Origin of the sequence: Marinoscillum pacificum (assembly GCF_024714495.1) — a bacterium.
In the GTDB taxonomy this organism is placed as follows: Bacteria; Bacteroidota; Bacteroidia; order Cytophagales; family Cyclobacteriaceae; genus Marinoscillum; species Marinoscillum pacificum.
Map to the genome: position 1 here is coordinate 1 of NZ_JAMZMJ010000005.1, position 14,694 is coordinate 14,694.

The following is a 14,694-nucleotide window of genomic DNA, read 5'->3' on the forward strand; positions in this document are numbered from 1 at the left end:
GATCTGCAACTATCGGTGCGGATATCACTATCCTTTCTGGTCTTGAATTTGGTACATACACCATATACATCAAGAAAGATGGTTTAACAGATCCGAATGCTGGTTGTGAAGTAATCTCTACGTTCACTATCGTTAATGATCAGCCGACAATTTCAATCACTGATATAACAGCGAACGTTGACAAGTTCGATAATGAGAACTGTGACTCTCCTAATGGATACATTGAAATATTGAATGTGCTGGAAGATGGAGTTCAAGTTGGAGTTGCGAACTATGAGTTTACCTGGGAAAATAGCAACGGTGACCCTGTTGCTCCATCCTCATTAAACGGCCCAAGAATTGAAACCTTGGAAGGTGATACTTATACTGTATCTGTTCTGAATACCATTACTGGTTGTACCAATGGCGCCCCTATCTCAATTACTATTGAAGATGTTTCTGAGAATCCATTGATCACATTGAAAGCGAAGAGTGCTGACAACTACTGTGACAATACAGGTAATGTTGGAAACGGTGGACTTGCAATTACTATTGAGCACCCATTCCCTACTGAAATCACTCCTGTAGATGAGGATGAATACTATATTGAGTGGTATAGAGGTACATTTACATCTGCTACAAGCCCTGGTACCGGACACGCTAGCTTCTTATTTGACAATGCATCCAACACGGGTACTGTTGCTAATATTGGGGATGCGACAATGGAAACAGTTGTTGGTGATACAATATCTGGACTTGCTGATGGTACGTACACTGTATATGTAACTAAAACAGGAGCTTCAGCAACAACTCCAAACCTTGGTTGTATTGGTCACGCCACATTCACTATTATTAATGACGAAACGGTCATTACGATTCCGAATGTTGCGGCAAACATTACTGTTGAGGATAATGAGAACTGTACTGATCCAAATGGTTCGATCGAAATCTTAAGAGTATTGGAAGATGGAGTTGATAACCCATTATACAACCTTACAGATTACACATTTACATGGACCTTCAATGGTGGGGCTTTACCTGCTGGAGTTGTGATTGCAGGTGGCTTAAGTAATGGTGATCTTGGTGCAAATGAAATCACAAACCTTGAGCAAGGAACATATAACCTTACCGTAGCTAATGACATCACAGGTTGTACTAATTCTACGGTCATCGACATTTTTGTGGACGATGTTCATGTGGATCCAATCATTCAATTAGTAGCTAAAACCGCTGACACGTACTGTGACAATGGTGCTGGTTTCGATGGTGATGGAACTCTAGAAGTGGCATTCTTTGAAGATGGTAGTGCGGTGAACCTTGCTGACTACTCTATTGAGTGGTACAGAGGCAACACAGCATTAACTACTGCTGATAATGAATTCCTTGCAGATGATGAGTCAAACGCTGCAGGATCAGAATTAGGCACTGTTGTTGTAACTGGTGGTAACATTCTTACATTAGAGGGACTTATGACTGGTGAATACACTGTTCATATTATCAAGGATAATGTAACTGACCCTAACAGAGGATGTGAGGCTACTAGAACATTCACGATTGAGCTTGATCAACCAGTATTAGAAGTTAGAGAAGTAAGTATCAGTACTACACCAGATACCAACTGTGATACAAACAACGCAAATGGTACAGTGTCAGTCAATGCCATTCATGTTGATGGAGTGGCAGTTTCGGGTGCTGAATTAGCCAACTACACTATCAACTGGCTAGACCTGAATGGAGGTGAGAATGTAACAACGGTTGATGTAACCAATGACAGAATCACTAATATTCTTCCAGGAACTTATACAGGGCAGTTAGAAAGAATCAACACGAATCAGTGTATTTCTGCAATCTTTAGTGTGACGGTAGATCAGGAAGGCATTTCCCCTACTATAACTGGAACTGCTATATCAAATACCTTCTGCTCTGGAGGAAATGGTGAAGTTACTCTTGATGTAACAGCACCAGACACAGACGAATCACACTATCAATTTGACTGGTATGAAGGTCAAGGTACAAGTGGAGCTTACAGAGCTGATTTAAGTGGTGTTGGCAACTTTAGTGCAACTGGATTAGAGCCAATGTTCTACACCATTTTAGTAACTGCACAGTCAACAGCTTCAAATGGCACTGGATGTATGGATCAGATCATCGTTGAGGTGAAAAACAACCCAGATGTATTGACTATTCCAGCTTCTGGAGTAGATCTTTCAACTGATGTTTCCAATTGTAGCCCTGACAATGGTCAAATTATCATCGATGGAATCAGACTTAATGGTGCTGATATCACAGATGAAGCGACCTTAGCAACATACACTTACGAGCTGTTTGATGCAGACGATAACTCATTGGGTGCATTGCCGAACCCTGGTTCTGCTGCACTTGGTGACTTCCCTAGTACCAATGCGGACATGAGCATCGGGACTTACTTTGTAAGAGTGACGAACCCTACAACAGGTTGTGTAAGCAATCCAAGAGTGGTGGTTATCGACGATGTGTTTGAGAAGCCTGAGCTTAGCATTGTAGTGAACAGCTTAAACAGCACATGTGATGCTGCAACTGCAGATGGTGAACTAGAAGTAACCATTGCTGGTCCTGACAATGATTCGGACTACACAGTAGACTGGTACTATGGTGTGATAACTTCAGGAACAGCCGAATTGCTTACTAGCGGAGCTGCTGCAGCTGATGGCTTCACTCCTACTATTGTAACCTCTGGAACTGCTCCAACCATGACATCAACTATTTCTGGTCTATTGGATGGCAGCTACTACGCAGTGGTGACAGATATTTCTGATCCAAACAATCAGTGTAGTTTCAACATTGCTAAAACAGTCCTTCAGGATACTACCTATCAGATTGATATGTCACTTACAGTGACCTCAGAACAAACTGAATGTAATCCTAACGGAACTGTAGAGGTAACTTCTGTTGATGAAACAAGACATAACACATTGACTTCAACTTCAGGTGTTGGTGATGTTACACCTGTCTTGGCTGTATATGATCTTCAATTATTGGATGCGGATCAGAACTTCATCAGAAACATTACTTCCAATGCTGAATTGACAGGATTGGCTGAGGGTAATTACTTTATTCAGGCAACACATCAAGGAACATCTTGTACTTCCGTTCCATTTGGATTCAGAATTGAAGAAGAGATCGTTTATCCAGTTGCTACAGCAGTAGTAAATGTGAATACAAGTTGTACAACAACTGGTGACGGATCAATTGAAATGACGGTAACTACCGGTGGTATTGATAATGGATATACTGTAGACTGGAAAGCCGGTCCACTTCCAACTTCACCGAACTTTACTGGCACTACCGTTGATGCTGGAAATGTATTCACCATTTCAGGATTGAGTGCTGGTTCTTACACTGCAGTTGTGACCGATGTAGCTTCAGGTTGTACAGCTAACTTTACTTATGAAATTGTTGACAATTTGGAATATCCAGTTATCAATGTTCCTAATGATCGTGTAACAGCTAACACTTCATGTGCTACACCTGGAGATGGAGAGATTACGATCAATGCTAGTGACATTACAATCAGCGGAGTAGCCCAGACAGATTTGGGAGACTTTAGCTGGAGAATTTACTCTGAGAATGGATCACTAGTTGATGGAGTTTCTGCTGATATCACACCTACACTAACTAGTTCTTCAGCAACCTTCTCTAACCTGAGCCCTGATGTCTATGTGTTTGAAATCACAACCATCACTACTGGATGTGCGGCTACATCGTTTAGTATTGAGATATTCGATGAGAGTGTTAACCCTGATCTGGGATTAATCACAGTAACACCGAATGCTAACTGTGATGGTGGAACGATAGCTCAAGGAGCAATAGAAATTGAGGAAATCAATGGAGCTGCACCTACTGCAGACTTCAGTTACAGATGGTTTACTGGAAACACAGTTAATGCCGCCAATGAGATCTCAGACGAAACAAGCTCTATTTTGGCTGATGTAACTGATGGAAACTATACAGTAGAAGTGACTAATACCATCACTACTTGTATCTCTACTCAGACGATCAATGTGACGAACGATCCAGTTATTCCATTAATCACATCTTATGAAGTGAATAACAACCTATTCTGTAACAACCCGAACGGTTCATTCAGTTTAGTTCAAATAGGATATGATGGTTTGTTCTTGAATGTTGCAGATTCTACAGATTCAGCAACATTCGTAGCGAATTATGAAATCCAGGTTACAGATGGAAGTGGAAATGTGGTAACTGATAGTGATCTATCTACTGCATTTGACATAGATGGTCTGGAAGAGGCTAACAATCCTTACACTGTAATTGTAGTTAGAACTTCAGATTCGAACTGTGAGTCAGATCCATTGTCATTCAACATCACAGACAATCCATTGAATCCGGTACTTCAGATTGTTCAGATAGAGGCGGACTCTACTTGTTCACCAACAGCTTCAGCTAATGGTATCTTGAGAGTGATCGCTGATAATCAAAATAACAATGACAGTACCTACAACTTCACCTGGACAAATGATGCTGGAGTAGTCGTAGGAACGAACAACGATTCATTGATCAACGTAGCTGCAGGATTCTACTCAGTAGAAGTTGAGCACATTCTATCTGGTTGTATTAGCAATGCGAACTTCACATTGACTAATGAGCCGGCTGAGCCAAGAATCATCGCATTTGATACTACACATTACCATACTTGTGTGCCTTCAGATGCTTTGTTCGAAGTAACTGCAATGAGCAATGGACCATTAAGTGACTTTACGTTTACCTTCTATGATGAGGATCCTACTGAAGGAACACCGACTCCAATACAAGACGGAACAAGTCCGGTATTGTCTGAAAGTGCAACACCATCTTACTCAGTAGCTCCGGGCGAGTATTGGGTTCAAGCAACTCAGACAGCTACAGGTTGTACTTCCAATATCATCAATGTATTGATCGAAGACTTTAGCGTAAGACCAAATATTGCTCTTGCATCATTCTTAGAACAAACCAACTGTGATCCTTCCAACCCAAGTGGAAGCCTTACGGTGACAGCTGATGGTTCTCAGGATACTACGGTCTATCAGTTCGAGTGGGCTGATGCGAGTGGAACAGTTATAGAAACTAACAATCCTACAGCAGACAGTTTAGCTTCAGGAGATTATACAGTGACAGTGACGGTAATAGCTACAGGGTGTACTATTTCTCAAACATTCACCATGATAGATAATTACCCAGATCCACTTCAGATTTCAATCTCTTCTGAAGGAAACAGTAACTGTGTTGATCCAAATGGTCAGCTCGCTGCAACGGTAATCAACATACCAGCTGGCAAGGCACTATCTGGATATCAGTTCTACTGGTTCGATGGAGATTTAACAGGTGGTCCAGTTGACCCGACAGATGCTGACTTCATTGGAACATCTTACACAGGACTTCAAGCTGGAGAATACACCTTGTATGTGGTAGATGGCACTGACTTGTTCTGTACTTCTGAGGTGCTTCTTGCCACAGTTAGAGATCTTAGAGATGCACCAGACTTCAGAGTGGATATTGTGAATCATATGACTATTTGTACTCCTGAACTTCCAAATGGTAGAGCTGCAATTGGATATACTGAAAACAATATTTCCCGATACACATTTGAATGGTACTTAGGAACAGATACCACCAGTGCTGTGATTGGAACAGGTACTACGATCGATAGTCTGGCAGTTGGAGTTTACTCAGCAGTAGCTACAGACCTGATTACAGGATGTACCAATGTTGCTCAATTCATTATCGAAGATGCAACTGAGCTACCTCCTGCACCATCGGTAACTATCCTGCAGCACAGAACTAACTGTTCTGTTCCTGACGGTAGAGCGATCGCAAGAGTAAACGGAGAGTCTGAAGGTTATCTATTCGAATGGTTCGAGCAAAATAATCCTTCATCTCCAGTATTCACTGGTAGCGAAGTAACAGAACTTGATTCGATCACATATCTGATTCAAGCAACTAACATTGAAACAGGCTGTGTCTCTCCAATGCAAACCATCACTATCTTGAATGACATTGTAGATCCTATCTTCGACATCAGAACAAGTGCATCTCTTTGTTTAAGAAGTGATAATACTTCCATTCAATTATTCAATGGTACTGCACAAATAGTATTCGAAGAGTTCCATACGATTGAAGACATTGAATGGCATGGACCAAATGGAACTGTTATCCAGGATGAAGTGAAACTTGTAAGTGCAGAACCTGGTCTTTGGACGGTATACTTCACTCCAGACAATGGCTGTGAATACACCATGGACTTTGAGATCGATGCTACGTTGAAAGTTTACAACGGAGTATCAGCCAACGGTGATGGCAAGAACGACTTCTTCATCATAGATTGTATTGAGTACTTCCCTGATAACAAAGTAACGATTTACAACCGTGACGGTACGTTGGTATATGAAGCGGAAAGGTACAACAACATTGATGTTCGATTTGAAGGAGCTTCGAATGTTGGTAGAAATGGTTTGAAACTTCCAGTAGGAACATACTTCTATTTCATTGACAAAGGAGACGGTTCTGAAAAGATTCAAGGATATTTAGAGTTAGTTCGTTAATTTGCATCTAGACAGGTTATGAAAAAGTTCTTAATTATTAGCATACTCATAGGAATGACATCAATGGTTTCAGCTCAGCTGAGACCATTGACCTCTACCTATGCATTTAATGGATTGCTGCTCAACCCAGCGTACGCAGGAAGTTTGAATGTACTTTCCGTGACTGCTGTACATAGGAAACAGTGGGTGAATATTGAAGGTGCTCCTGAATTTCAAGCACTGACTGCTCATTCATCATTCAACTCAAACAGAGTTGGAGTAGGTCTGCAAGCCACACGAGATGTCATCGGTAGCACGGAGACCATGTCCATGTATGGCAGTTATGCATATAAGATTAAGACGGGGTTTGGAATTTTAGCGATGGGATTACAGGGAGGTTTCGATAGCCGAACAGCAGACTATACCAAACTCACTGTCTTCGATCCAGAGGATCCGTTGCTAAGTGGAGTAAATAACAGAACCACTCCTAATTTTGGTACTGGACTTTATTTCGCTAACCCATTCATGTACGCAGGTATCTCAGTGCCATACATTTTAGAAAATAAGACTTTAGTAATTGATGAATCAGACCTTGGATTGCAAGCTAATTCTAGGGAAAGCAGATATTACTACATTACCGGTGGAGTGATTTTCCCAATCAATGACTTATTGAAATTGAGTCCTTCTATCCTTTTGAGAGCTCAAGAATCAAACCGATTTGCTTATGACTTTACAGGAATGGTGATCTTTGACAAGATTGCTTATGTAGGCCTTAGTTATAGAAACTCTAAAGAGATTACGTTCATTGGTCAGGTTATTCTGAATGAGAACTTCAGAGTGGGCTATGCCTATGATGCCAATGCAAGTGAGATTACTACGGAAACGAGCGGATCCCACGAAGTTCTCCTTAATTACAGAATCAAGTTAAGAAACTACAAGAAGGATCCAGAATGTCCGGTATATTTCTAAAATTAAGTGCGGTGATTTAATCTCACTTAAATAAAAAAACATAAAAAAGCCTGTCTAAATGTGTTTAGACAGGCTTTTTTTATGATCTCCAATTAACTATTTAGAGACAGCTTAACATAAGATCAATTATTTACCTCTTTTGCGATCCTCACCACCGCTTAAATCGATTAGAAGCGAATTAACAAGTGACATAACCAAGCTAAATATCAAAGCCCACCAAAAACCATCTACATAAAATCCCGGTACTATGGCGTCGGCCATCAAGATGATCAATGCATTGATGACAAGTAAAAACAAGCCAAGCGTAAAGACGGTTAAAGGAATTGTTAAAACAACCAGAATTGGTTTAACCACAAAATTTAATAGTGCGATTACAAGCGCAATGATGATGGCAGCAAAAAATCCATCCACCCCCACGCCAGGCAATAAATAAGAGGCTATTACTACAGCCAAAGCTGAGAGTAAAATTCGAATAAAAAAGTTCATTTATTTATAGTTTATATCTTTCAACTAATATTCCCATATGATGTTGCAAATGACCCGCAAGAATGTAAATCAAAGCTCGTACAGAAGTGCTACTTCCATTTGATTCTCCCGACAAGGTCAGGTGATGTTCTTCCATCCTCCCTATCAATTCAAGATTAGCTTTTCTTAAGTAATTGAACTCTAACAACAACGATTCCGTGAGCTTGGGACTATATTTACCAGAGATCACATAATCATTCTCTTCAAATCCAGGTAAGGCAGTTTTGTCACCTCTACAGAAACGTAGCATTCTGTACGACATAATCCGCTCCACATCGACCATATGGCCAAGCACTTCGACCACTGTCCACTTCCCTTCACCATAAGCATAAGAAAGAATTTCTTCAGAAAGACCACTGAACAATGATTCCAAATCTGACAATTGAGAATTCAGTACTTTAATTACATCCTGGTCACCTATTTTCTCAATATAACCACCATAGAACGGGTTGTATTCTGAAGCCAAAGGCTGACTAATCTTCATCTTGAAACCATTTAGAGTACTTCAAATAATTACCAGCAATACGAAGTAACATCTCTCTGTTCTTCCCTTCTACTGTTTTCACCTTTTTCGCTGGTACCCCAGCATAGATTGTATTCTCCTCTACGATGGTTCCTTCCAAAACCACTGCTCCTGCTGCTACTATGGCTCCAGTTTTCACCACAGCTCCATCCATTACCATTGATCCCATACCTATCAGCACTTGATCTTCTAAAGTACAACCATGAACGATTGCATTGTGACCAATCGAAACATCACTACCTATAGTTGTTGGAAACTTTTCATAAGTGCAATGGATCGTCGCATTGTCCTGAATGTTCGTACGATTTCCAATCTTAATGTAATTTACATCTCCTCGGATCACTGCATTGAACCAAACAGTGCATTGATCTCCCATGGTGACGTCACCTACGATGGTTGCATTTTCTGCAAACCAGCAATCTTTTCCTTGCTTTGGGCTACAGCCTCTTACCGATTTTATTAATGTCATTTATTATCAAAAATTAAACTCTATAAATTGCGGAGCGTTAACTCCTTTTTGTGCCTTCAAGCATAATTCGGGTTAAGGTAATGGTTTTACAACTTTAAGAATATATAATCAAATGCAATTAAAAATAGCTTCACTCCTACTTGTAGTCATTTTAGCCTCTTGTACTCCATCTCAAGAAGGTACTAGTGTAGAAGCCAGCGAAGAAGAAACAGGCCTTGCGTTAAGTGATAGTGCTGAAATTAATTCGATTGACTCCTTAATGTCGATCATTACCTGGATTGGAAGCAAGCCTATAGGAAAGCATAATGGCATCATAAACATTAGCCATGGTGAAGTTGCTATTCAAGGTGATTCCATAGCTGGAGGTTCTGTAGAGATTGACCTTATGTCTATACAAGTGATGGATTTAGATACTGCGGGAAATGGTAAATTGACCAAGCACCTTCTTTCTGATGATTTCTTTGATGCTCAAAATCACCCAACTGGTACTTTTGAGATAACTGGTTTGACTGATTATGACTCTACTCAAATAGTAACGAAAGAAGAGTTTATTACAGAAAACACCCCAGCACAATTGAAAGCGTTTATGGTAAAAAATCCAACGCACTTGATTTCAGGAAACCTGACCCTAAGAGGTGTGACCAAGAACATCACCTTCCCTGCTGAAGTTAAGATTACACCTTCTAAAATAAAGGTGGAAGCGAAGTTCAATATTGACAGAACTGATTGGAATCTTTCTTACAATAGTGAAGCAAAGGCTGTTGATAAGGCTAAAGACAAGTTCATCTACAATACGGTAAATGTCGGTTTTCTAATCGAAGCTAACAGAAACTAAAATTCGTCAGATAAATACTGACAGAATGTCATCATCTAAAATTGGAATCGTATCTTTGCAGATTCAAAACAGATTATTACTATGACAGAAGTGATTGCAGATTTGGAAATACTGGATCAGAAAAATGATCAGGATGAGAGCTGTGGCGTAAGAATTTCCAAGGAAGGCACTGACGACAAAGCCAGAAAACTGTACATCGAGAGCTATGGATGTCAAATGAATTTCTCTGATAGTGAGATTGTTACATCCATTCTTGAGAAAGAAGGCTTTGATACTACCTCATCTTTTGAGAAAGCAGATGTTATCCTTTTGAATACCTGCTCTATCAGAGAGAAAGCTGAAATAACGGTAAGAAAACGACTTACCCAATTCAATAAAATCAAGGAAGAGAAACCCGAAATCACCATTGGAGTATTGGGTTGTATGGCCGAACGATTGAAATCCAAACTTCTGGAAGAAGAGAAGATTGTTGACCTGGTAGTTGGTCCAGATGCTTACAGAGATCTTCCGAACCTGGTTAAAAAAGCAGAAGATGGTGAGAAGGGAGTAAATACTTTCTTATCAAGAGAAGAGACTTATGCAGACATCTCTCCTGTTCGATTGAACTCAAACGGTGTTACAGCTTTCATTTCAATCATGAGAGGATGCGACAACATGTGTTCTTTCTGCGTAGTGCCATTTACTAGAGGTAGAGAGCGTTCTCGTGATCCACTTTCTATCGTAAAAGAAGCACAAGACTTATTTGATCGTGGTTACAGAGAAGTGACGTTACTTGGACAAAATGTAGACTCCTACAAGTGGTCTGATGAAGAAAACAACAAAGCTCGCCTGGAAAAGCAAGGAATTGCTGAGATTGTCAACTTTGCCAACCTCCTAGAAATGGTCGCTCAAGTGAGTCCTGAATTACGAGTTAGATTCTCTACTTCTCACCCGAAAGACATTACAGATGAAGTACTTCATACTATGAAAAAGTATGAAAACATCTGCAAATACATTCACCTTCCTGCACAAAGTGGCAATACCCGAGTGTTGGAATTGATGAACAGAACCTACGACAGAGATTGGTATATTAATCGTGTAGATGCGATTAGAAACATTCTGGGTCAGGAATGTGGAATTAGCTCGGATATGATTGCTGGATTCTGCACAGAGACTGAAGAAGAGCATCAAGACACTTTGAGCCTGATGGACTATGTGAAGTATGACTTCTCTTACATGTTCTTCTACTCGGAAAGACCAGGTACGCTGGCCGCGAAAAAGTATGAAGATGATATTCCATTAGACACCAAGAAAAAACGTCTAACAGAAATCATCAATAAGCAACAAGAACACTCTTTGGAGAGAAACAAACTGGACATTGGAAAGACGTTCAAAGTCCTAATAGAAGGATATAGTAAGCGTTCTAAGGATGATGTTCAGGGAAGAAATAGTGCCAATAAGGTTGTAATCTTCAGAGATAACAATTATCAAAAAGGTCAATACGTAAACGTAAAAGTGAATGACTGTACTGCAGCCACACTTTTCGGTGAAGTAGTTGCATAATCGATGGATTACAGAATAGATTCAGAAATACAGTCAGTCAAGCAGCGTTTTGAGATCATTGGTAATTCTTCCAAGCTCAACAATGCGATCAGGATAGCTATGCAAGTAGCCCCTACCGATATGAGTGTGCTCATTCAAGGGGAAAGTGGTGTTGGTAAAGAGTCTTTCTCTAAGATCATCCACAGCTTATCACACAGAAAGCATGGTCAGTTCATAGCAATTAACTGCGGAGCCATTCCTGAAGGAACGATTGATTCTGAATTGTTTGGTCATGAGAAAGGCTCTTTTACAGGTGCTCATGAAGCACGTAAAGGATATTTCGAAGTAACAAACGGTGGCACCATCTTTCTAGACGAAATCGGAGAAATGCCAGTTGGCACTCAAGCACGATTACTCAGAGTATTAGAAAATGGCGAATTCATCAAAGTAGGATCTTCTAAGGTTCAAAAAACAGACGTACGAGTAATTGCCGCAACGAATGTGGAGTTGCATGATGCTATCTCTAACAATAAATTTAGAGAAGACCTCTATTATCGTCTAAACACCGTTCCCATTCAGGTACCTTCTCTTCGAGAGCGTGGTGATGATGTATTGTTGCTGTTCAGAAAATTTGCGACAGACTTTTCAGAGAACTATAGCACCAAGCCAATCAAGCTAGATGATAATGCCAAAGAAGCACTCTTGAAATTCCGTTTCCCAGGCAATATTCGTCAATTAAAGAATCTGGTAGAGCAAATCAGTGTATTGGAAATGGAACGTGAAATTTCAGCAGAAACGCTGTTGAAATATTTACCAAAAACCACCTCCTACCTACCAGCTCTAGCCAACCATATTGAGAATAAAGAGAATTTTTCTGAGCGAGACATTCTTTACAAGGTTCTCTTTGACATGAAGCGTGATATGTCAGAAATGAAAACCTTGATTCATCAGATATTGTCAGAAGATGGCAATAGAAGTGAAATTTTATCTGAACATAAGCGTTTGTTCAATGACATGGAGTCATTCCCTGCGGAAGCTCCTGCAGAATATTCCGAACCAGAGCCTGCTCCTTACAAAGCTCCTATCTTATTAGATTCTCACAGGGAGAACTTGGATGAAGACGACTCTAGTTACGAGATCGAAGACATCACGCATGAAACGGAAGAAGATGAATCGCTCTCTTTAGAAAAAAAGGAGAAAGAAATGATCATCATGGCATTGAAAAAGAACAACAACAAGCGTAAATATGCGGCAAGGGATCTTGGCATTTCTGAAAGAACATTATACCGAAAGATTAAGCAGTATGAGATCGATAATATTTAGTTGCTGTATACTTGGAATTGCAGCTTTGGCCGGATGTGGAGTCTATGGCTTCACTGGTGCATCTATTTCTCCAGATGTGAAGACCATTTCCATTGGTACGTTTTACAACAACGCTACCTTGGGTCCATCCAACATGAGTATTTTGTTTACCGAAGCGATTAAAGATTATTACCAACAAAATACAAGCTTAACCCTGGTGGACGATAATGGTGATTTGCAATTGGAAGGGTTTGTTGCAGATTATAAAATCACTCCAGTATCTGCTAGTGCTTCAGGGAATAACAGCAATGCGGACTTTTCCAGCACATCAAGAATTACTATTACTGTGTCGTGTAGTTATATAAATACAAAGGATGATGAGTTTGATTTTGATAAAAATTTCTCATTCTTTGTCGATTACGACCAAAATTCAACCGACCTAGCCTCCGAAGAACAAGCATTTGTTGAAGAAATCTTTGATCAAATCATACTGGATATCTTCAATGCTTCTGTGGCAAATTGGTAATTTTTCTTAATTTAGACTATAATCAACGCTTGCCTCCTGTGAATAAACAGAAATTTGTTGAGTTTTTAAGACATCCATCATCGCTAGACAACCAATCTGTAGCGGATTTGGAATCGGTGTTGGAAGAGTTTCCATACTTCCAAAATGCGAGAACTTTAATCGCCAAAGGAAGTAAACAACTCAAGTCTAAGAAAGCTGGCCTACACATCAACACTGCTGCTATCTATGCTACAGATAGAGCTTTATTGAAAAGATATATCAATGATCAACTAATCTTCTTGAGTCCTTTGGATGTTCATGAATCTCATGAAGCTGAACGCGAAAAGGAACTTGACGAATCGATAAAAACGTCGAAAGTTGTCAACGCGAAAGTCAAGCAAGCTGCAAGTGAAGAAAAAGCACCTCCGAAGAAGAAGGTGATCATGCGTCCTCAACCAGAAGAAACCAAAGCTGTAGAGCCAGAAGCGCTGATTGAAGATCCTGTACCTTCCGATCTCGACAACATCATTGACGAGCTATACAAAGATCTAGAGGCATTAAAAGAAAACAGAGCTAAGCTTAACAAGATTGAGAACGATCTAGCCGAGCAAGAAGCCGTTGATGCTGCTGTCCAAAAAGCAACTAAGAAAGCTGACTCAAAACCTAAGGAAGAAGTAAAAGAAGAAGCCAAAGCAGAACCTACTCCTCAAGTTGAAGAACCTAAAGAGGAAAAGTCTACAGAAGTGGAGCCTGAGGAAGTAAAGGCTGAAACTAAAACAGAAGACGCTACCGTAGAGAAAGTCGAAAAACCAAAATCTAAGGCTAAGCCTACCAAAGAAAAGGATAAGTCTGATGAGGAGTCAACTATAGATGAGTCTCCAGAAGAAATTAAATCTAAGGTTTCAAAAATCTCTGAAGAAATATCGGAGGAAATAGAAGCTGAAGAAAAAGAGAAACCAAAACGTGCATCACAATCAAGATCAGCACGTCGAACGGTAAAGCTCAAAAAAGATGATGACGCTGAAACTTCTAAAAAAGCTGAATCGTCCAAAAAAGCAGCCGCTAAAGAAAAACCAGCTAAAGAGAGCAGTAAAGCCAAATCAAAAAAGAAGGATAGTTCCACCAATAAAGGAACTACCAAGAAGGCTACGACTGCTAAAAAGTCATCTAATAAAGATGATTCCAAGGATGACTCTAAGTCAGACAAAGGTGAGGCCGGTGAGAAATCTAGAAAAGTAGATCAAGATTCGATCATTTCTAACTTCATCAAGACCAATCCATCGATTAGTCCCGCTGATGCTACTACATCCAAAGCACCTAGTGGAGACTTATCAACCGGTAGTTCTGAACTTCATCCAGAGATCGCATCAGAATATTTAGCTGAAATTTACCTGGAGCAGGGAAGTTATGACCGTGCTATTCAAATATATGAAGCGCTTATAGTGCGTTTTCCTGAAAAATCAGTTTACTTTGCCGACATTATTAAAAAAGTAAACGAACAGAGATAGA

At 40.1% G+C, this 14,694-nt stretch carries 10 protein-coding genes; 7 read left to right on the plus strand and 3 right to left on the minus strand.

Translation table 11 applies throughout. The features are described from left to right. Nucleotides 1-6,557: T9SS type B sorting domain-containing protein (locus NXS00_RS13095; RefSeq protein ID WP_258099666.1), on the plus strand; the 6,557-nt coding region annotated here is incomplete at its 5' end. An 18-nt stretch (nt 6,558-6,575) separates the two neighbouring features. After that, entirely contained in the window at nt 6,576-7,505 is a 930-nt protein-coding gene (locus NXS00_RS13100; RefSeq protein ID WP_258099667.1) for a PorP/SprF family type IX secretion system membrane protein, read from the plus strand. A gap of 126 nt (nt 7,506-7,631) precedes the next feature. Here the strand turns inward: NXS00_RS13100 and NXS00_RS13105 are convergent, their stop codons facing one another. Genes NXS00_RS13105 through NXS00_RS13115 form a run of 3 tightly spaced genes read right to left on the minus strand, consistent with a single transcriptional unit; the run spans nt 7,632 to nt 9,022 of the window. Beyond that, complete coding sequence (locus NXS00_RS13105; RefSeq protein WP_258099668.1) at nt 7,632-7,991, minus strand: phage holin family protein; 360 nt, start codon at nt 7,989-7,991, stop codon at nt 7,632-7,634. A gap of 4 nt (nt 7,992-7,995) precedes the next feature. Then, nucleotides 7,996-8,514 carry a DinB family protein gene (locus tag NXS00_RS13110; protein WP_258099669.1) on the minus strand — a complete coding sequence of 173 codons (519 nt, stop codon included), beginning with the start codon at nt 8,512-8,514 and terminating at the stop codon, nt 7,996-7,998. Beyond that, entirely contained in the window at nt 8,504-9,022 is a 519-nt protein-coding gene (locus tag NXS00_RS13115) for a gamma carbonic anhydrase family protein (RefSeq protein ID WP_258099670.1), read from the minus strand. The genes NXS00_RS13110 and NXS00_RS13115 overlap by 11 nt, the downstream gene beginning before the upstream one ends. Nucleotides 9,023-9,134: 112 nt before the next feature. Between NXS00_RS13115 and NXS00_RS13120 the strand changes: the two genes are divergently transcribed. The 5 genes from NXS00_RS13120 (at nt 9,135) to NXS00_RS13140 (ending at nt 14,693) form a co-directional block, all read left to right on the plus strand. Next, complete coding sequence (locus tag NXS00_RS13120) at nt 9,135-9,857, plus strand: YceI family protein (RefSeq protein ID WP_258099671.1); 723 nt, start codon at nt 9,135-9,137, stop codon at nt 9,855-9,857. A gap of 81 nt (nt 9,858-9,938) precedes the next feature. Continuing rightward, on the plus strand, nt 9,939-11,399 hold the full coding sequence (gene miaB, locus NXS00_RS13125) for a tRNA (N6-isopentenyl adenosine(37)-C2)-methylthiotransferase MiaB (protein ID WP_258099672.1): 1,461 nt from the start codon (nt 9,939-9,941) through the stop codon (nt 11,397-11,399). Between the two features lie 3 nt (nt 11,400-11,402). Further along, nucleotides 11,403-12,701: a sigma-54 interaction domain-containing protein gene (locus NXS00_RS13130; protein WP_258099673.1), complete on the plus strand. Its 1,299-nt coding sequence runs from the start codon at nt 11,403-11,405 to the stop codon at nt 12,699-12,701. Then, nucleotides 12,682-13,206, plus strand: coding sequence for an LPS assembly lipoprotein LptE (gene lptE, locus NXS00_RS13135; RefSeq protein WP_258099674.1), 525 nt, complete (start codon nt 12,682-12,684; stop codon nt 13,204-13,206). Before NXS00_RS13130 ends, lptE begins: the two co-directional genes overlap by 20 nt. A 38-nt stretch (nt 13,207-13,244) precedes the next feature. After that, a complete protein-coding gene (locus NXS00_RS13140; RefSeq protein ID WP_258099675.1) occupies nt 13,245-14,693 on the plus strand; it encodes a tetratricopeptide repeat protein in 1,449 nt (482 codons plus the stop codon). The last annotated feature ends 1 nt before the right edge of the window (nt 14,694 follow it).